Origin of the sequence: Sabulicella flocculans (assembly GCF_045449635.1) — a bacterium.
Lineage (GTDB): Bacteria > Pseudomonadota > Alphaproteobacteria > Acetobacterales > Acetobacteraceae > Roseococcus.
The window spans coordinates 123,285-141,492 of the sequence record NZ_JBJJBR010000005.1; the positions used below are offsets into that span (position 1 = coordinate 123,285).

The following is an 18,208-nucleotide window of genomic DNA, read 5'->3' on the forward strand; positions in this document are numbered from 1 at the left end:
ATGCGGCTCATGCCGGGCTCAGCGCCTGCCACAGCGCCAGCAGCGCGAGCTGCGGCGGCTGGTCGGTGCGGTGGGTGGCGAATCCCCAGCCGGCGGCGCGGGCGAAGCCGGACAGCGCGGCGCGGTGGGCGGACAGGCGCTCGGCATAGACGCCGCGCACCGCCTCGGCGCGCGGCACCAGGGCCGGGGCCTCGCCCTCCAGCCCCTCGAAGCGCAGCCGGCCGGCATAGGGCAGGGTTTCCTCCGCGGGGTCGAGCACCTGCATCATCTGTCCGCGAAGTGGGCGCGCGGCGAAGCCCGACAAGGCCGCCTGCACCTCGGCCGGCGGGGCCAGGAAGTCGCCGAACAGCACCACGCGGGCGTGGCGGGGCAGGGCGGCGTCGGCCTGCGGCGGCGCATCCCCGGCGCGGGACAGGGCATCGGCCAGGGCCGGCAGGGCGCCGCGCCCGGCGAAGGCGCGCGCCGGGCCCGGCAGCAGGCGCACGCGCTCGCCCCCGCGCAGCAGCAGCGCGGCCAGCGCCAGCAGCAGCAGTTCCGCCCGCGCGCGCTTGGCCGGCAGCGCGGGCGAGGAGCGCCAGTCCATGGAGGCGCTGCCGTCGCGCCACAGCACCACGGTCTGCGCGGCTTCCCATTCCGTCTCGCGCACGAACAGGCGGTCGGCCTTGGCGCTCTGGCGCCAGTCCACGCGCGCGGCGGCGTCGCCGGGCAGGTAGGGGCGGAACTGCCAGAAGGCGTCGCCCTGCCCGGCGCGGCGGCGGCCATGCGCGCCCTGCAGCAGGGTGGCGGCCACGCGCTCGGCCTCCACCACCAGGGGCGGCAGGGCGGCGGCGGCGGCCTCCGCCCGCGCGGGCAGCACCCTATCCAATGCGGGCCTTCAGGGCGGCGACCACCTCCTCCAGCCGCACGCCGTCGGCGCGGGCGGCGAAGCTCAGCGCCATGCGGTGGCGCAGCACCGGCTCGGCCAGCTCGCGCACGTCCTCGACGGAGGGCGACAGGCGCCCGTCCAGCAGCGCCCGCGCGCGGGTGGCCAGCATCAGCGCCTGGGCGGCGCGCGGGCCGGGGCCCCAGGAAAGGTGGGCCTGCACCTCCGGCAGGGCGCCCTCCGTGCCCGGGCGGGCGCCGCGCACCAGCCGCAGGATGGCGTCCACCACCTGCTCGCCCACCGGGATGCGGCGGATCAGCGCCTGGGCGGAGAGCAGCTCCTCGGCCGTCATCGCCGGCTGCGGGCGGGCCTCCTGCGCGCCGGTGGTGGCCAGCAGCATGGCGCGCTCGGCGTCCTCGTCCGGGTAGTCCACCTGGGCTTCCAGCAGGAAGCGGTCGAGCTGCGCCTCGGGCAGCGGGTAGGTGCCCTCCTGCTCGATGGGGTTCTGGGTGGCCAGCACGTGGAAGGGGGCGGGCAGGGGCAGGATGCGCCCGCCGATGGCGACCTTGTGCTCCTGCATCGCCTGCAGCAGCGCGGATTGCGTGCGCGGCGAGGCGCGGTTGATCTCGTCGGCCATCAGCAGCCGGGTGAAGACCGGGCCGGGGATGAAGCGGAAGCCGCGCTTGCCCTGCGCGTCCTCCTCCAGCACCTCCGAGCCCAGGATGTCGGCCGGCATCAGGTCGGGGGTGAACTGCACGCGGCCGGAATCCAGGCCCATCACGGTGCCCAGCGTCTCCACCAGCTTGGTCTTGCCCAGGCCGGGCACGCCCACCAGCAGCAGGTGCCCGCCGGACAGCAGGGTGACCAGCGCGCGCTCCACCACCGCCTCCTGCCCGAAGATGACGCGGCCGATGGCGGCGCGGGCGCGGGCCAGCCGGTCGGACAGGGCCTCGACCTCGCCGATCAGGGATTGTGCGGGGGGCACTTCATTCATCCGGCAGCCTCTCCCATATTGCCTGGACAGGAAGGGCGGGTTGCCCCTCTGGCAGGCTCACGGTGGGTCTCAGGAAAGCCTATGCTGACGGAACGCCGGATCAAAGCGCCCAGTGGAAAGCTCCCTCAGGCGAGGGAGGCGCGGCCCACGCCCGCCCCGGAATGGGCCAGGCGGCCCAAGCATGATTGCGGGCGGCTGGACATGCGCATCGCCCGCGACGGCACCTGGCACTACAAGGGCAGCCCGATCGGCCGCAAGGAGCTGGTCTGCCTGTTCGCCTCCGTGCTGCGGCGCGAGGCCGACGGCGCCTACGTGCTGGAAACGCCGGTCGAGCGCGGCATCATCGAGGTGGAGGACGCGCCCTTCATCGCCGTCGAGCTCGCCTGGAAGGACTGCCCCTGCGGCGACGGCGCCCCGCGCCAGTGCCTGAGCTTCCGCACCAATTGCGACGAGGTGGTGACCGCCAGCGCGGAGAACCCGATCCGCGTGGCGCTGGACCCCCGCACGCGCGAGCCGCGCCCCTACGTGACGGTTCGCCCGGGGCTGGAGGCGCGCATCACCCGCGCCGTCTTCTACGAGATGGTGGCGCTGGCGGTGCCCGAGCGCGTGGACGGGCGCGAGGTGCTGGGCGTCTGGAGCGAGGGCGCCTTCTTCCCCATCGACGAGGTCGCCGCGCTGGACGCCGCCGCCGAGTGACCACCGCGGAACTGCGGGCCGCCCTGGCCCGGCCGGGCCTGCTGGCCGGCCTGCCCGAAAGCTTCTCCGACGACGCCGAGGGGCTGAGCGAGACGAGCATCAAGCCCGCCGCCGTGCTGGTGTGCTGCGTGCTGCACGACGCGGCGCCGGGCATCCTGCTGACGCGCCGCGCCGCCCACCTGTCCACCCATGCCGGGCAGGTGAGCTTCCCCGGCGGCCGCATGGAGCCCGGCGAGACCGCCGAGGCCGCCGCCCTGCGCGAGGCGGCGGAGGAGGTGGGGCTGGACCCCCGCCTGCCCGTGCTGCACGGTCGGCTGCCGCGGCACACCACCGGCACCGGCTACGTCATCACCCCCGTGCTGGCGAGCGTGGAGCCGCCGATCGCCCTGACGCCCGACCCGGCTGAGGTCGCGGCCGCCTTCGAGCTGCCGGTGGCGGTGGTGACGGACCCGGATGCCCCGCGCCGCGAATCCGCCATGTGGCAGGGGCGGATGCGCGAATACTGGGTTTGGCCGCACGGCGAGCACCACGTGTGGGGCGCCACGGCGCGCATCCTGGTGAACCTCGCCGCGGCCTTGCGGGGGGCGTGATGGCGGCGCTGCTGTTCCTGCTGCCGCTGGTGGCCTTCGTGCTGTGGATGCGGCTGGGCCAGGGCCGGCTGCCCTCGCGCGGCACGCTGGCGGTGCTGGCGGTGCTGGTGCTGGCCACCGTGGCCGCGCTGGCCTGGTGGGGGCTGGGCCGCGGCATCGAGCGCGGCGAGCGCTACGTGCCCGCCGTGCTGCGGGACGGGCAGGTGCGGTGAGCCTGCCGCCCGCGCTGCTGGCGCCGGCGCCGCAGGCGGTGTTCCGCGCCCTGCCCAGGGCCCGCGCCGTCGGCGGCTGCGTGCGCGACTGGCTGGCCGGCCTGCCGCTGCACGACCTGGACATGGCCGCCCCCGGCCCGCCGCAGGCCATCGCCGCGGCGCTGGAGGCGGCGGGGTTCAAGGTGTTCGGCACCGGGCTGGCGCACGGCACCGTCACCGCCGTGCTGGACCACCTGCCCATCGAGGTGACGGCGCTGCGCCGCGACGTGGCCACCGACGGCCGCCACGCCACGGTGGAATGGACCGACGACTGGCAGGAGGACGCGGCCCGGCGCGACTTCACCATCAACGCCATGTCCCTGGGCGCCGACGGCGCGCTGCACGACCATTTCGGCGGCGCGGCGGACCTTCGGGCCGGGCGGGTGCGTTTCGTGGGCGACGCCGCCATCCGCCTGCGCGAGGACCACCTGCGCGCCCTGCGCTTCTTCCGCTTCCAGGCCCGCTACGGGCGCGGCGCGCCGGACGCGGCGGCGCTCGAGGCCATCCGCGGCGCGGTGCCGCTGCTGGCGCGCCTGTCGGCCGAGCGGGTGTGGATGGAGCTCAAGCGCCTGCTGGAAGCGCCCGACCCGCGCGGGGCGCTGGCGCTGATGGCCGGATCTGGCGTGCTCGGCGCCGTGCTGCCCGAGGCCGGGTCGCCGGGGCGGCTGGACCCGGTGCTGGACACGCGCGACCCGCTGCTGCGCCTGGCCGCGCTGCTGCCCCCGGGCACCGACCTCGCCTCGCTGTCGGCGCGGCTGCGCTGGTCGGGGGCGGAGCTGGCGCGGATGCGTGCCCTGCACGACGTGGCGGCGCTGGAGCCCCGCACGGACGCCCTGGCCCGCCGGCGCATGGCGGCGCGGCTGCGCGCGCGCTCGCCCGCCGCCGCGCCGGGCGAGGTGGCGCGGGTGGCGGCGGCCGAGGACCCGCAAGGTCCCTGGGCGGCGCTGTTCGACCTGCCGGCGGGCGCCGACTTCCCCTTGCAGGGGCGCGACGCCCTGGCCGCCGGCCTGCCGCCCGGCCCGGCGCTGGGTCGGCTGCTGGGGGAGGTGCGGGAATGGTGGATCGCCGGCGGCGCGGCGGCGGGCCGCGAGCAATGCCTGGCCGAACTGGTCGCGCGCGCCCGCGCCTGATAGGCACGGCCCCGACATGGACAGCCTTCCCCTGCTGCGCCGCTTCTGGCGCGACCACATGCGCCACCAGCGCGCGCGCTTCGCCCTGGCGGTGCTCCTGACGGCCGCGCTCTCGGGCGTCACCGCGCTTTATCCCATCATCATCCAGCAGGCCTTCGACATGTTCGGCCGGGGCGAGGCGGCGACGGTGTGGCTGCTGCCGCCGGTCATCGTCGCCGTCACCGCGGCGCGCGGCGCCTTCATGTACGCCCAGCAGGTGACCATCCAGGGCGCGGTGCTGCGCACGGTGGAGCACGTGCAGAACCGCCTGTTCCGCGCGCTGACCCGCGCCGACTACGCCGCCGTGGCGGCGGAGGCGCCGGCGCGGCACGTGGCGCGCTTCACCTCCGACGCCGTGGCCATACGCGACGCGATGAGCCGCAGCGTCAACGGGCTGGGCGACGGGCTGACCATCATCGGCCTCGTCGCCTCCATGCTGTGGCTGGACTGGCAGCTGGCGCTGATGGCGGCCGTGCTCTACCCGGTGGCGCTGTGGCCCATCCTGGCGCTGGGCCAGCGCATCCGCCGCGCCTCGTCGGGGATGCAGGACCGCATGGCCGAGACCTCGGCCCTGCTGAACGAGAGCTTCGGCGCCGCCCGCGTGGTGCGCGCCTACCGGCTGGAGGAGGCGGAGGAGGGCCGGGCCGCGCGCGCCTTCGCCGAGCTGCGCGCCTCGCTGTTCCGCATCGCGCGCACGCGCGCGCGGGTGGACCCCATCCTGGAGGCGCTGGGCGGGCTGACGGTGGGCGTGGTGCTGGGCTTCGTCGGCTGGCGGGTGGTGAGCGGGCAGGGCACCATCGGCGAGTTCACCGGCTTCGTTGCCGCGCTGCTGATCGCCGCGCGGCCGGTGCGGGCGCTGGGCTCGCTCAACGCCTCCTTGCAGGAAGGGCTGGCCGGGCTGGCGCGGGTGTTCGCCGTGGTGGACGCGCCGCGCCGCGTGGCCGACGCGCCGGGCGCCCGGCCGCTGCCGGCCGGCCCGGGGCGCGTCGCCTTCGAGGAGGTGGGCTTCCGCTACGCCGGCCGCGGCGAGGCGGCGCTGGAGGGCCTGTCCTTCGCCGCCGCGCCGGGCGAGACGGTGGCGCTGGTCGGCCCCTCGGGCGCCGGCAAGTCCACCGCCATCGCGCTGCTGCCGCGGCTGCACGACGTGACGGCGGGGCGCATCACCGTGGACGGCGCCGACATCCGCGAGGTGACCCTGGCCTCCCTGCGCGACGCCATCGCCTATGTGGGGCAGGAGGCCGTCATCTTCGACGACACCGCCCTGGCCAACATCGCCTGCGGGCGGCCGGGCGCCACGGCGGCGGAGGTGGAGGCGGCGGCGCGCGCGGCGCGGGCGCACGGCTTCATCGCCGCCCTGCCGCAAGGCTACGCCACCATGCTCGGCAGCGGCGGCGGCGTGCTGTCCGGCGGGCAGCGCCAGCGCATCAGCCTGGCCCGCGCCCTGCTGCGCGACCCGCGCATCCTGCTGCTGGACGAGGCGACCAGCGCCCTGGACGCGGAGAACGAGGCCGCCATCCAAGCGGCGCTGGCCCGGCTGCGCCAGGGCCGCACCACCCTGGTCATCGCCCACCGCCTCGCCACGGTGAAGGACGCCGACCGCATCGTGGTGATGGAGGACGGGCGGGCGGTGGAGCAGGGCACCCACGCCGCGCTGGTGGCGATGGATGGTCTCTACGCGCGGCTGGTGCGCTCCCAGGCCTTCGCGGAGGCTTGATGTCCGTCAATGCGCATGGATGACGCGCGTGTCACCTTGCGGGCATCTTGGATGGAGGATGCCATGATTGCCCGCGACGTGATGACCCGGAACCTGGTGACGGTGCGCCCCGACATGCCGGTGGCCGCCCTGGCCGCGCTGCTGAGCGAGCGCGGCATCTCCGGCGTGCCGGTGGTGGATGCGGCCGGCAAGCTGCTGGGGCTGGTGACGGAAAGCGACCTGATGCGCCGTCTGGCCGCCGCGCGCGACGGCAAGCCCGGCCTGCTGACCCGCCTGTTCGGCGAGCCCGGCGACGCCGCGGCGCGCTACGCCCGCGCGCATGGCCGCCGCGTGGAGGACGTGATGACGCGCGACGTCACCACCATCAGCCCCGGCACGCCGGTCGAATCGGCCGCCGCGATGATGGAACGCAACAACATCCGCCGCCTGCCGGTGGTGGAGGAGGGGGTGCTGCTGGGCGTCGTCTCGCGCGCCGACCTGCTGAAGGCGCTGCTGGCGGAAAGCCCGGCCGACACCGCCGCCGACGACGCGGCCCTGCGCGAGGAGCTGAACCGGCGGCTGCGCGCCCAGCCCTGGGTGGACCGCAACTACGTGTACCTGCAGGTGCAGGGCGGGGCGGTGACCATCAGCGGCTTCGCGCGCTCGCCCGACGTGGCGCGGGCCCTGAAGGTGCTGGCGGAGGAGGTGCCGGGCGTGCGCAGCGTCGAGGTGGACATCGCCCCGCCGCCGCCCTTCCTGATGGTGGCTTCCTAGGCTCCCGGCACCCAGCGGACCTCCGGCGGGTCGCGGAAGGCAAAGCGGAGGAGGTGGCTCGCCACCACCTCCTCCAGCCGGGCGCGGGTGGCGGCGTCCTCAGCCTCCAGCCGCAGGTGCAGCGCGCCGGGCGCGGCGCGCAGGGTGCAGGTGCCGCCCGCGAAGGCGATGCTTCCCCGCGCCCCGTCCTCCGTCACCGGCAGGCGGTGGGCGAAGTGCCGGCAGAGCTGCGAAAGGAAGCGGCCGGGCTGGTCCAGCGCGACCTCAGCGGCGGAGGCGGCCATCATGCGCGCTCCAGCGCCAGGGCCGCGACATCCAGCGCTGCGGCCACCGCGGCGGACTGGGCGGCGTCCAGTGGTGGGCCGGACAGGCGCAGGCGCAGCGCGGTCTTCAGGTTCTCCATGGCGCGGACCACCTCCGGCCGCGGGGCGCGGCGGCCGGCCTCGGCCAGGCGCAGCAGCAGCGCCTCGGCGGCCGCGCGCTCCGCCGCCAGTGCGGCGGCGCCCTCCGGCGTCAAGGCGTGCAGGCGGCGGCCGGCGGCGTCGGGCGCGGCCTGCAGCCGGCCCATTTCCTCCAGCATCGCCAGGGTGGGGTAGATGATGCCGGGCGAGGGAGCATAGGCGCCACCCGTTGCCTCCTCGATGGCCTTGAGGAGGTCGTAGCCATGGCGCGGCCGCTCCTCCAGCAGGCGCAGCAGCAGCAGCGGCAGCTCGCCGGGGGAAAGGAAGCGGCGGCTGCCGCCGCGGTGGGGTCCGCGCGGGCCGTGCAGGAGGTGGTCGGGGCGCGCGTGGCGGCGCCGGAGGTGATGTTGATGCATGTCACTGAAGATATATCTTCCCCTGCCCCCTTCAATTGCGGATGCGAGTCGGTTGCATTTCGTCACAGGCTGGGTGGTTCCCGCCGCCGGGCCGCCCCGGCAGAAATTCCCCGCATGACATGGAAACCCCTCGCGCTGCGGCTCCATCGCTGGGCCGCTCTGCTCTTCGCCCTGCCGCTGCTGGCCGTCACCGCCACCGGGCTGGTGCTGGCCGTCGAGCCCCTCGCCAAGCAGGCCGCCCCACCCGGCACCGTGACGCTCGCGCGGCTGGAAGCGGTCCTGGACGCCGCCGGGCCGGAGGCGGCGCGCGGCGCCCTGTTCATCCGCGCCTATGAGAGCACGGCGGCGCTGGGCGGGCGCGGCCAGGAGCCGCGCGTCTTCGACCTCGAAACGGGCCGGCGGCTGGAGCAGCCGGGTCGCCTGGCGCGGCTGTTTCAGTCCAGCCGCCGCCTGCACGAGACGCTGCTGCTGGACCTCGGCTGGCTGGTGGTCGCCTCCACCCTGGCGCTGGTGCTTCTGGCGCCGCTGGGGCTGCTGCTGGGCTGGCCGCGCCTGCGCCAGTCCCTGCGCGGCTGGCACCAGGGGGTAGGCTGGGCGGGGCTGCCGCTGCTCATCGGCTCGCCGCTCACCGGCCTGGCGCTGGCCTGGGGCATCACCCTCGCCGCGCCTCCGCCGGCTCCCGCCGCCGGCCCGCCGCTGCCGCTGCGCGAGGTGCTGCGGCAGCTGGAGCAGCGCCACGGGCTGGACGGGCTGGACTGGGTGCGGCCGGTGGGCGGCGGCGCGCGGCTGGCGCGGATAACGCCGCCGAGCGGCACCGCCCTGGTCTATCGCGTCACGCCGGCGGGGCTGGAGCCGCTGCCCGCCAACTGGCCGCGCATCCTCCATGAAGGGACCTGGGGCGGCGCCTGGGGGGCCGTGGTGAACATCGCCACCGCACTGGCGCTGCTGATGCTGGGCGTGAGCGGCGTGTGGCTGTGGCTGCGGCGGCGCCGGATGCGCGCGGCGCTGCTGCGCGCCCGCACGGTCTGAGGCTACTCCACCCGGCAGATGCGCTGGACGGCGCGCACCAGGCGCGCGCTGTCCTCGGCCAGGAAGCGGGCGAAGTCCGGCGCGTCGAGGTAGCGCGGCGGGCTGCCGGCGGCCTCGAAGGCGCGCAGCGCCTCGGGGTCACGCATCGCGCCCGCGAAGGCCTCGCGCAGCCGGGCCTGGATGGGGGCCGGCGTCGCGGCGGGGGCCATCAGCCCGGCCCAGATGTAGAACTCCACCTCCGGCAGGCCGCGCTCCATGAAGGTGGGGACCTCGGGGAAGGCGGGGGCGCGCTCGCGGCCCCAGCAGGCCAGCACGCGCACCCGCCCGCCCTGCACGTGCTGGGTCAGCGTGCCGGGCGCCGAGGCCAGGGCCTGGATGTTGCCCGACAGCAGCGCGGTGATGGCCGGCCCCGCCCCGGTGAACGGCACGTGCAGCAGGCGGACGCCCGCGGCGGCGGCGAACATCTCCATCGCCACGTGCAGCGTGCCGTAGGCGCCGGAGCTGCCATAGGGGATGTCGCCCGGGCGGGCGCGGGCGGCGGCCACGAAATCCTCCAGCGTGCGCCAGGGGGCGTTGGCCGGCACCGCCAGCATGGTCGGGTCGGCGTTGACCAGGCCGATGGGGGCGAACTGCGCCACCTCGTAGGGCGCCGGGCGGCCCCACAGGCGCTCCGCCTCCGGGATGACGGCGAGGGAGGACAGGGCCATCAGCAGGGTGTGGCCGTCCGGCGCGGCGCGGGCCACGGCGCCGCTGCCGATGGCGCCGGCGCCGCCCGGGCGGTTCTGCACCACCACGGGCTGGCGCAGCGCGCGCTCCATGGCCGCGGCCACCGGGCGCGCGGCGAGGTCCGCCTGGCCGCCGGGCGGGAAGCCCACCACCATGGTCAGGGCGCGGTCCGGGAAGGCGGCCTGGGCGCGGGCCAGGCCGGGCAGCAGCAGGGCGGGCGCGGCCAGCAGGGGGCGGCGTGGCGTCATGGGCGAGGTTCCTCCGGGCGCGATGCTGCCCGGGCGGCGGCCGCCTGTCAGCCCGCCTTCTGCGCCGGGGCGGGGGCGGGCTTCACCGGGGCGCCGGCCTGCAAGGGCGCGGGCGGCCGCGGCGGCGGCGGCGGGGCAGCGGCGAGGCGGCGGCGCGCGGCCTGGGCGAGGGGCTGGCGGAGCATGGCAGGGGACCTTCCGACTACGCGACCGGGTTCTCGAGCACGCCGATTCCCGGCACCTCGATGCGCACGATGTCGCCGGGCTGGAGGAAGACCGGCGGGTTGGAGCCGATGCCCACGCCCGCCGGGGTGCCGGTGGCGATGACATCGCCCGGCTCCAGCGTGATGCCGGCGGAGATCGCCTCGATCAGGGTGGGGATGTCGAAGATGAGGTCCGCCACCGGGGCGTGCTGCCGACGCTGGCCGTTGACGTAGGTGGACACGGTCAGCGCCGCCGGGTCCGGCACCTCATCCGCCGTCAGAATGGTGGGGCCCATGGGGCAGAAGCTGTCCAGCCCCTTGCCGAGGATCCACTGGGAATGGCGCTTCTGCAGGTGCCGCGCCGTGACGTCGTTGACGATGGTGTAGCCGAAGACGTGGCGCAGCGCGTCCGCCTTGGCGATGCCGCGGCCGCCGGTGCCGATGACCACCGCCAGCTCGCCCTCGTAGTCCAGGCCACCGGTGGGGTCGAGGGCGGAGAGGATGGGCTCGCCATGGGCGATGATGGAGGTGTGCGGCTTGGAGAACACCACCGGGAAGGGCGGCACCACGTCCTTGGCGCCGCCGTCGAAGCCCGAGCCGGCGAATTCCTTGGCGTGCTCGTGGTAGTTCTTGCCGACGCAGAAGATGTTCTTGGGCGTGCGCGGCAGCGGGGCCAGCAGCCTGCACTCGGTGACCACCGGCGCGCCCTCGCAGGCGGCGCGGACGGCCGGGAGGTCGGCGATGGCGTCCATCATCGTGCGCGGCGCCAGGTCCCGGATGCCCGAGGCCGTCAGGCAGCCCAGGCGCGGGCCCTTGCCGCAATCGAAGGTGACCAGCCGCATGCGCGTTCCGCCCCGTGTTCCCAGCCGCGGCGGCGTGAAGCATGTTTACGTTGACGTTACAAGTCCGGTGCGGCGGGGGCCTGCACCGCGGCCTCCAGCGCCCGCGCGCCGCGCAGCGCCAGGTCATCCCGGTACAGGGCGGCCGCCACCTGCACGGCGCGCGGCATCCCGGCCGAATCCAGGCCCACCGGCACGGAGATGGCCGGCTGGCGGGACAGGTTGAACAGGAAGGTCCAGGGCGCCCAGTCGCGCCACAGCGCCTGCTGCGGGTGCAGGGTGGGCTGGTCGGCGGCGATGGCCGCGGTGGGGGTGCAGGGGGTCAGCAGCAGGTCGAATCCTGCGTGGAACTGCGCCATGGCGTGCGCGGCCTCGATGCGCAGCGCCTCGGCGCCCAGGAACTCGGCGGCGGTCATGGAGGACTGGTCGCGCGCCACCTCCAGGATGCCGGCATCCAGCAGGGCGCGGCGCTCCTCGGGAATTCCCGCCACCAGCCTGGCCAGCGCGACGCCCCAGACGCGGCCGAAGATGGCGCGCACGTCGGGCAGGGCGGGCTCGGCTTCCTCGACGATGGCGCCCTGCGACTCCAGGGCGGCGGCGGCGGCGTCCAGCGCGGCCCAGCCCTCGGCGTCGCAGAAGGCGTCGAAGCCCTGGCGCCGCACCACCGCCACGCGCAGGCCGCGCACGCCGCCTTCGATGCCGTCGCGCCAGTCGCGCGCATCGTCGGGCAGGCAGAAGGGGTCGCGCCGGTCATGCCGGGCCAGCGCGTTGAGCATCAGCGCCGAGTCGCGCACGGAGCGCGCCATCGGCCCCGCCACCGCGACGCCGGAGAAGGCGCCCAGCGGCCATTGCGGCACCCGCCCGAAGGAGGGCTTCACCCCCACCACCCCGCACCACGCGGCGGGGATGCGGATGGAGCCGCCGGCATCGGTGCCGATGTGCAGCGGCCCGAAGCAGGCCGCCGCCGCCGCGCCGGCGCCGGAGGAGGAGCCACCGGGCGTGCGCGCGCGGTCCCACGGGTTGCGGGTGATGCCGTGCAGCGGGCAGTCGCCCGGCGACTTCCAGCCGAACTCCGTGGTGGTGGTCTTGCCGATGATGACGGCGCCCGCCTGCTTGAGGCCGAGCACGGAGGGGCTGTCCTCCGTGGCCGGGGTGGCGTCGGTGGCGCGGGAGCCGCGGCGGGTGGGGAAGCCGGCGAGGTTCAGCAGGTCCTTCACCGTGGCGGGCACGCCGTCCAGCGCGCCCATCGGGCGGCCGGCCATCCAGCGCGCCTCGCTCTCTCCCGCCTGCTGGATGGCGCGCGGGTTGAGGCAGGCGAAGGCGTTGACCCAGGGATTCATGCGCGCCACCCGCTCGGTCACCGCCTTCAGCGCCTCGACCGGCGAGAGGCGGCGGGTGGCGTAGTGGGCGAGGAGGTCTTCGGCGGTCATCAGCGCCGGGTCGGTCGTGCTCATGGGCGCAGGATGCCCGCGGCGCGCAGCCGCGTCACTTCCTCCGCCCCCAGCAGGGGCGTGAGCACCGCGTCATTGTGCTCGCCCAGGCGGGGGGCGGCGCCGCGCAGCGTGTTGGGCGTGCGCGACAGGCGCGGCGTCTCGCCCGACATGGGCAGCCAGCCATCGGGCATGTCGGCATCCGGCACCTCCACCAGCGCCTCGCGGCCCAGCACGTAGGGGTCCTGCTCCAGGCGCTCGGTGTCCATGATCGGGCCGATGGTGACGCCGGCCCGGTCGAAGAAGGCGCAGCATTCGGCCAGCGTCATCGCGCCGACGAAGCCGCCGATGATGGCGTCCAGCTCCGCCGCGTGCTTCAGGCGCTGCGGGTTGGTGGCGTAGCGCGGGTCCTTCACCAGCTCCTCGCGGCCGATGGCGCGGAACAGCTTCTCCGTCATGCCCTGGGTGGAGGCGGAGAGGCAGACCCAGCCGCCATCCTTGGTTGCATAGGCGTTGCGCGGGGCGGTGTTGGTGGAGCGGCTGCCGGTGCGCGGCTTCTTCCGCCGCGTCAGGCGCCAGTTCGCCATCTGCGGGTCCAGCACGGCGAACAGGGGTTCGAACAGGGAAAGGTCCACCACCTGGCCCTCGCCGGTGGCCTCGGCGTGGCGCAGGGCGATCATCGCGCTCGCGGCGCCGTGCAGCCCGGCATAGGTGTCGCCCATGAACATGGGCGGCAGCACCGGCTCGCGGTCGGCGAAGCCGTTGATGGCGGCGAAGCCGGAATAGCCCTCGACCAGCGTGCCGAAGCCGGGCTTGTGGCGGAACGGGCCGTCCTGGCCCCAGCCGGAGACGCGCAGGACCACCAGCGCCGGGTTGATGGCGTGCAGCACCTCCGGGCCGAGGCCCATCGCCTCCAGCACGCCGGGGCGGAAGGATTCCACCAGCATCGCCGCACCTTCGACGAGGCGCTTCACCACGGCGATGGCCTCGGGCTCGCGCAGGTTCAGGCAGACCGAGCGCTTGTTCCGGCAGATGGTCTTCCAGGAGGTTTCGATGCCCTCCACCCGCCAGGCGCGCAGCGTGTCGCCCTCGGGGGGTTCCACCTTGATGACCTCGGCCCCGGCATCGGCCAGCACGCGCGTCGCCGTGTTGCCGGCGACGAGGCGCGAGAGGTCCACCACGCGCAACCCGTGCAGCGGGCCGCGCGCCGCGGGGTCGAAGGATTTGCGCGGGATCATTCGACGGTGATGTTCGCCACGCGCGCCACCTCGCGGAAGCGCCCGATGTCCTCGGCCAGCGCGGCGGCGAACTCGGCCGCGCTGGAGGGGGCGGGGGTGGCGCCTTCCGCTTCGTAGAGGCGGCGGATGGCGGGGTCCTCCAGCACCGCGCGGACATGGGCGTTCAGCGCGTCGGCCGCGGTCCCGCGCGGCGCCAGCAGGCCCCACCAGATGCTGGCCTCGTAGTCCAGCCCGGTCGCCTCGCGCACCGTGGGCACCGGCAGGCCGCTGCCGGGCGCGGTGGCGGCCAGCACGCGCACCCGGTTCTCGCGCACCGGGCCGGAGGCGCTGGCGATGGTGGTCAGCAGCAGCGGCACATGGCCGGCGACGAGGTCCGTCACCGCCGGCGGCATGCCGCGATAGGGCACGTGGTTCAGCCGCACCCCTGCCTTCTGCGCCAGGAGTTCGGTGATGAGGTGGTTGATGCCGCCTGGCCCGGAACTGCCGTAGTCCACCCGGCCAGGGTTGGCGCGCGCGTAGGCCAGCAGCGCCGCCATGTCGCGCGGCGGGAAGTCCGGGTGGGTCAGCACCAGGAAGGGCGCGCGGGCCAGCAGCGCCACCGGCTGGAACGAGGCCTGCGCGTCATAGGGCAGGCGCTGCACCACGGCGGAGGCGGCGAAGGAGCTGGAGGTGACCATCAGCGTCGTGCCGTCCGGCGGTGCCTGCGCCACCTGCCCGGCGCCGATGGCCCCGCCGGCGCCGGGCCGGTTCTCGATCACCACCGGCACGCCCATGCGGGCCTGCAGGCGCTCGGCCAGCGGGCGGGCGATGACGTCGTTGGAGCCGCCGGGCGGGAAGGGCACGACGATGCGCACCGGCCGCGCCGGCTGGGCGAGGGCAGGGGCGGCCAAGGGAAGGGCGAGGATGGCGCGGCGGAGCATGCGCGGCAGGATGCGCCGCCGCCCGGCGCGTGAAAACCCTTGCGCGCGGGGTGCGGCGTGGCCCCACCATGCGGGCCATGAACGCCACGCGCCGCGCCGCCCTCGCCCTTCCCGCCGCCCTGCTGGCCGCGCCCGCGCTGGCGCAGCCGGCCAATGCCCGCACCCTGCGCTTCGTGCCGCAAAGCGACGTGACGGTGCTGGACCCGCTGTGGTCCACCGCCTTCGTCAGCCGCAACCACGCCTACCTGGTCTACGACACGCTGTATGGCATGGACGCCGAATACCGCGCCCAGCCGCAGATGGCCGAGGGCCACGTGGTCGAGGATGGCGGCCGCAGCTGGACCATCACCCTGCGCCCCAACCTGCGCTTCCACGACGGGGAGCCGGTGCGCGCGGCTGACTGCGTGGGCAGCATCCGCCGCTGGGGCGCGCGCGACGCCTTCGGCCAGGCGCTGCTGGCCGCCACCGACGAGCTCTCGGCGCTGGATGACCGGCGACTGCGCTTCCGGCTGAAGGCGCCCTTCCCCCTGCTGCCCGAGGCGCTGGGCAAGCCCACCGTCACCGTGCCCTTCATCATGCCCGAGCGGCTGGCGCGCGTGGACGCGGCGACGCAGGTGAGCGAGATGGTCGGCTCCGGCCCCTTCCGCTTCGTGGCGGGCGAGCGCGTGGCCGGCGCGCGCACCGTCTATGCCCGCAACGAGGCCTATGTCCCGCGCGAGGGCGCGCCGAGCTTCACCGCCGGCGGCAAGGTGGCGCACCTGGACCGCGTGGAATGGGTGGTGATGCCCGACGCCGCCACCGCCGCCGCCGCCCTGCAGAACGGCGAGGTGGATTGGTGGGAGCAGGCCAGCACCGACCTGCTGCCGCTGCTGCGCCGCAACCGCAACGTGGAGGTGACGCGCAACGACCCCGCCGGCTGGATGGGCATCCTGCGCTTCAACCACCTGCAGCCGCCCTTCGACAACCCTGCCATCCGCCGCGCCTTCCTGGGCGCGGTGAACCAGGCCGACCACATGCAGGCGGTGGCCGGCGCCGACCGCGCCATGTGGAATGACGGCGTGGGCATCTTCACCCCCGGCACGCCGCTGGCGAATGACGAGGGGTTGTCGGTGCTGACCGGCCCGCGCGACCTCGCCGCCGCCCGCCGCGCCTTGCAGGAGGCGGGCTATCGCGGCGAGCGCGTGGTGATGCTGGTGGCGACCGACCTGCCCATCGTGCGCGGGCTGAGCGAGGTGGGCGCCGACATGATGCGCCGCCTGGGCGTGAACCTGGAGGTGCAGTCGCTGGACTGGGGCACGGTGCTGGCCCGCCGCGTCTCGCGCGAGCCGGTGGAGCGCGGCGGGTGGTCCTGCTTCTACACCTTCACCGGCGGGCTGGACCTGGCCTCGCCGGCCGGGGCCTCGACTCTGCGCGGCAACGGGCCCAATGCCTGGATCGGCTGGCCGAACGCGCCGGAGCTGGAGCGGCTGCGCGACGCCTGGTTCGCCGCCGATGGGCTGGCGGCGCAGCAGGCCATCGCGCGGCGCATCCAGGCCCAGGCGTGGCAGGACGTGCCGATGATCCCGGTGGGGCAGTACTTCCTGGCCACCGCGCATCGCCGCAACGTGACGGGGCTGCTGAGCGGGGCGCCGCTGTTCTGGAACGTCAGGAAGGGGTGATGATCCGGCGCGCGCGGCGCGGCGGGCGTTCGGGAAGCCACGTCTTCGTCGTCTTCATCGCGGCGCAGGCGCTTGCCATGACGGGCGCGGCGCTGCTCCATCTGTGGTGGAAGGCGGTTCAGTTCGACCATCCCTGGACGCAGGTGCTGGCCGAGACCCTGGCCTCCCCCCTGCTCGCGGCCTTCATCATCATGTTTGGGACTTCGATCCCGATGCTGACGACCAGCCTCGCGGCGGGCACGGCGTGGCGCGCGCTGGGGCGTGTGCCGCTCATGCTGGTGCCGCTCCTCGCGGTGGCGTGGGGGGTGCTGGCGCTCTGGCAGGTCAGCATGGTCCCCCGCTTCTTCGACGATCGGGAGGACGCACGGGCCATCCATGACCTTGCCTGGGCGGCAGGTCGGTTGGCGCTGCTGGCGCTGCTGCCCCTGACGGCGGCATGGTGGTGGACAACGGAAGGCCGTGCTGCCACTCCGGCAGGCAGCGCCGGTGTGGCGCGACCCTCGGCACCCGGCCAAGTGGCTGCGCCGCCGTCCGGCAGCCCCTAGCATCGGCCCGCTGGCAGGAAAGGGCAGGCAGCATGGGCATCGGGAAAGTCGCGGCCTCCCTGGGCGGGGTGCTGCTGGTGTGGTGGGCGGCGACCACCTTCGGCGAGGTGAACCCGGTGCTGGTGCCCGGCCCGGCGCTGGTCTGGGCCGCCGCCGTGGATCTGTGGAACGACGGCACCATGGGCGCCGATCTGCGCGTCTCGCTCGGGCGCGCGGCCATCGGCTTCGGCATCGGTTCGGCTTTGGGCGTGCTGGTGGGGCTGCTGACGGCGCGCACGCGCCTCATCGGCGCGGCGGTGACGCCGGTGCTGACGCTGCTGCGCCCCATCCCGGCCATCGCGCTGGTGCCGCTGGCCATCGTCTGGTTCGGCATCGGCGAGGGGTCCAAGTGGTTCGTCATCGCCTACACCGTGTTCCTCGCGGTGTGGCTGAACACGCATCACGGCGCCTCCCACGTGCCGGGCACCTTCATCCGCGCCTCGCGCAGCCTCGGCGCCGGGGCGGCGCGCGAGTTCTTCGAGGTGGTGCTTCCCGCGGCGGCGCCGCACATCACCGCCGGGCTGCGCATGGGCGCCGCGCTCGCCTTCCTGTCGCTGGTGGCGGCGGAGCTGACGGGTTCCTCCGCCGGCATCGGCTTCCGCATCCAGGAGGCGCGGCAGTTCATGCAGACCGAGGTGATGTTCGTGAACCTCATCCTGCTGGGCGTGCTGGGGGCGCTGCTGGACGCGGCCTTCGTTTCCGTCTCCCGGCGCGTGGTGCATTGGGAAGGCGCCTGATGGCGGGCTTGGTCGAGTGCAGCGGCGTGTCCATCCGCTTCAAGGCGCGCGGCGCCTGGACGGAGGCGCTGGCGCCCACCGAGCTGCGTCTGGCGCCCGGCTCCTTCACCGCGCTGATCGGGCCTTCGGGCTGCGGAAAGTCCACGCTGCTGAACGCCATCGCCGGCTTCGTGCAGCCCGCCGCCGGCGGGGTGGCGGTGGATGGCGCGCAGGTGACGGGGCCGTCGCCGGAGGTCGGCGTGGTGTTCCAGCAATACGCGCTGTTCCCCTGGTTCACCGCGCGCGGCAACGTGGAGTTCGCCCTGCGCCGCCTGCGCCTGCCGCGCGCCGAGCGCCGCGCCGAGGCCGATGCCGCCCTGGCCGAGGTCGGCCTGCATGGGCGGGGCGATGCCTTCCCGGCGCAGCTTTCGGGCGGGATGAAGCAGCGCGTGGCGCTGGCGCGGACGCTCGCCGCCCGCCCCAAGGTGCTGCTGATGGACGAGCCCTTCGGCGCGCTGGACGCGCAGACGCGGGCATCCATGCACGAGCTGCTGCTGGGCGTGTGGGAGCGCCGCCGCACCACCGTGCTGTTCGTGACGCACGACGTGGACGAGGCGCTGACCCTGGCCGACCGCATCCACGTCATGGCCTCCGGCCCGGGCCGCATCATCGAGACGATCGAGCTGGGGGACCGCGCCACGCGCGACGGCCCCGCCTACATGGACCACCGCAGGCGCATCATCGCCCTGCTGCGCCACCGCGAGGAGTGAC

21 protein-coding genes are annotated in these 18,208 nt (G+C 75.2%); 11 read left to right on the forward strand and 10 right to left on the reverse strand.

Annotated elements, in window-relative coordinates; all coding sequences use genetic code 11:
* Positions 1–7 precede the first annotated feature (7 nt).
* Together ACI6QG_RS08140 and ACI6QG_RS08145 are read right to left on the reverse strand one after the other, a co-directional pair.
* On the reverse strand, positions 8–856 hold the full coding sequence (locus tag ACI6QG_RS08140; RefSeq protein WP_407024090.1) for a DUF58 domain-containing protein: 849 nt from the start codon (positions 854–856) through the stop codon (positions 8–10).
* 1 nt (position 857) lies between these two features.
* Positions 858–1,856 (reverse strand): AAA family ATPase, encoded by a 999-nt coding sequence (locus ACI6QG_RS08145; protein ID WP_407024091.1) that lies wholly within the window; start codon positions 1,854–1,856, stop codon positions 858–860.
* Positions 1,857–2,057: 201 nt separating this feature from the next.
* On the opposite strand from ACI6QG_RS08145, the gene ACI6QG_RS08150 reads away from it, so the two are divergent.
* From ACI6QG_RS08150 to ACI6QG_RS08175, 6 genes are all read left to right on the forward strand, one after another.
* The gene (locus ACI6QG_RS08150) at positions 2,058–2,552 is read left to right on the forward strand and encodes a DUF1285 domain-containing protein (protein WP_491630720.1); all 495 of its coding nucleotides are present in this window, start codon (positions 2,058–2,060) and stop codon (positions 2,550–2,552) included.
* A complete protein-coding gene (locus ACI6QG_RS08155; protein WP_407024093.1) occupies positions 2,549–3,142 on the forward strand; it encodes an NUDIX hydrolase in 594 nt (197 codons plus the stop codon). Before ACI6QG_RS08150 ends, ACI6QG_RS08155 begins: the two co-directional genes overlap by 4 nt.
* On the forward strand, positions 3,142–3,354 hold the full coding sequence (locus ACI6QG_RS08160; protein WP_407024094.1) for a hypothetical protein: 213 nt from the start codon (positions 3,142–3,144) through the stop codon (positions 3,352–3,354). The genes ACI6QG_RS08155 and ACI6QG_RS08160 overlap by 1 nt, the downstream gene beginning before the upstream one ends.
* A complete protein-coding gene (locus ACI6QG_RS08165) occupies positions 3,351–4,523 on the forward strand; it encodes a CCA tRNA nucleotidyltransferase (protein ID WP_407024095.1) in 1,173 nt (390 codons plus the stop codon). Before ACI6QG_RS08160 ends, ACI6QG_RS08165 begins: the two co-directional genes overlap by 4 nt.
* Positions 4,524–4,539: 16 nt before the next feature.
* Positions 4,540–6,276, forward strand: a complete 1,737-nt coding sequence (locus ACI6QG_RS08170; RefSeq protein WP_407024096.1) for an ABC transporter ATP-binding protein — start codon at positions 4,540–4,542, stop codon at positions 6,274–6,276.
* A 63-nt stretch (positions 6,277–6,339) separates the two neighbouring features.
* Entirely contained in the window at positions 6,340–7,029 is a 690-nt protein-coding gene (locus ACI6QG_RS08175) for a CBS domain-containing protein (protein ID WP_407024097.1), read from the forward strand.
* Here the strand turns inward: ACI6QG_RS08175 and ACI6QG_RS08180 are convergent.
* Both ACI6QG_RS08180 and ACI6QG_RS08185 read right to left on the reverse strand, forming a co-directional pair.
* Positions 7,026–7,316, reverse strand: coding sequence for a DUF2218 domain-containing protein (locus tag ACI6QG_RS08180; RefSeq protein WP_407024098.1), 291 nt, complete (start codon positions 7,314–7,316; stop codon positions 7,026–7,028). The two genes, ACI6QG_RS08175 and ACI6QG_RS08180, sit on opposite strands and share 4 nt — an antisense overlap.
* Positions 7,313–7,846 (reverse strand): PadR family transcriptional regulator, encoded by a 534-nt coding sequence (locus ACI6QG_RS08185; RefSeq protein ID WP_407024099.1) that lies wholly within the window; start codon positions 7,844–7,846, stop codon positions 7,313–7,315. The genes ACI6QG_RS08180 and ACI6QG_RS08185 overlap by 4 nt, the downstream gene beginning before the upstream one ends.
* A 114-nt stretch (positions 7,847–7,960) precedes the next feature.
* On the opposite strand from ACI6QG_RS08185, the gene ACI6QG_RS08190 reads away from it, so the two are divergent.
* Positions 7,961–8,875, forward strand: coding sequence for a PepSY domain-containing protein (locus tag ACI6QG_RS08190; protein ID WP_407024100.1), 915 nt, complete (start codon positions 7,961–7,963; stop codon positions 8,873–8,875).
* Between the two features lie 2 nt (positions 8,876–8,877).
* On the opposite strand, the gene ACI6QG_RS08195 is transcribed toward ACI6QG_RS08190, so the two are convergent.
* The 6 genes from ACI6QG_RS08195 to ACI6QG_RS08220 are packed head-to-tail and all read right to left on the reverse strand — an operon-like array spanning position 8,878 to position 14,479.
* Positions 8,878–9,849 (reverse strand): tripartite tricarboxylate transporter substrate binding protein, encoded by a 972-nt coding sequence (locus ACI6QG_RS08195; RefSeq protein WP_407024101.1) that lies wholly within the window; start codon positions 9,847–9,849, stop codon positions 8,878–8,880.
* A gap of 47 nt (positions 9,850–9,896) precedes the next feature.
* Complete coding sequence (locus ACI6QG_RS08200) at positions 9,897–10,034, reverse strand: hypothetical protein (RefSeq protein WP_407024103.1); 138 nt, start codon at positions 10,032–10,034, stop codon at positions 9,897–9,899.
* 17 nt (positions 10,035–10,051) lie between these two features.
* A complete protein-coding gene (locus tag ACI6QG_RS08205) occupies positions 10,052–10,894 on the reverse strand; it encodes a fumarylacetoacetate hydrolase family protein (protein ID WP_407024104.1) in 843 nt (280 codons plus the stop codon).
* A gap of 56 nt (positions 10,895–10,950) precedes the next feature.
* Positions 10,951–12,345 carry an amidase family protein gene (locus ACI6QG_RS08210; protein ID WP_407024105.1) on the reverse strand — a complete coding sequence of 465 codons (1,395 nt, stop codon included), beginning with the start codon at positions 12,343–12,345 and terminating at the stop codon, positions 10,951–10,953.
* Positions 12,342–13,559 (reverse strand): CaiB/BaiF CoA transferase family protein, encoded by a 1,218-nt coding sequence (locus ACI6QG_RS08215; protein ID WP_407024106.1) that lies wholly within the window; start codon positions 13,557–13,559, stop codon positions 12,342–12,344. Before ACI6QG_RS08215 ends, ACI6QG_RS08210 begins: the two co-directional genes overlap by 4 nt.
* Positions 13,556–14,479: a tripartite tricarboxylate transporter substrate-binding protein gene (locus ACI6QG_RS08220; RefSeq protein ID WP_407024107.1), complete on the reverse strand. Its 924-nt coding sequence runs from the start codon at positions 14,477–14,479 to the stop codon at positions 13,556–13,558. The genes ACI6QG_RS08215 and ACI6QG_RS08220 overlap by 4 nt, the downstream gene beginning before the upstream one ends.
* A 77-nt stretch (positions 14,480–14,556) precedes the next feature.
* Here ACI6QG_RS08220 and ACI6QG_RS08225 point away from each other — a divergent pair, with 77 nt between their 5' ends.
* The 4 genes from ACI6QG_RS08225 to ACI6QG_RS08240 are packed head-to-tail and all read left to right on the forward strand — an operon-like array spanning position 14,557 to position 18,207.
* Positions 14,557–16,137: an ABC transporter substrate-binding protein gene (locus ACI6QG_RS08225; protein ID WP_407024108.1), complete on the forward strand. Its 1,581-nt coding sequence runs from the start codon at positions 14,557–14,559 to the stop codon at positions 16,135–16,137.
* On the forward strand, positions 16,137–16,682 hold the full coding sequence (locus ACI6QG_RS08230) for a hypothetical protein (protein ID WP_407024109.1): 546 nt from the start codon (positions 16,137–16,139) through the stop codon (positions 16,680–16,682). Before ACI6QG_RS08225 ends, ACI6QG_RS08230 begins: the two co-directional genes overlap by 1 nt.
* 32 nt (positions 16,683–16,714) lie before the next feature.
* Positions 16,715–17,458: an ABC transporter permease gene (locus ACI6QG_RS08235; RefSeq protein WP_407024110.1), complete on the forward strand. Its 744-nt coding sequence runs from the start codon at positions 16,715–16,717 to the stop codon at positions 17,456–17,458.
* Positions 17,458–18,207, forward strand: coding sequence for an ABC transporter ATP-binding protein (locus ACI6QG_RS08240; RefSeq protein ID WP_407024111.1), 750 nt, complete (start codon positions 17,458–17,460; stop codon positions 18,205–18,207). The genes ACI6QG_RS08235 and ACI6QG_RS08240 overlap by 1 nt, the downstream gene beginning before the upstream one ends.
* Position 18,208: the final 1 nt, after the last annotated feature.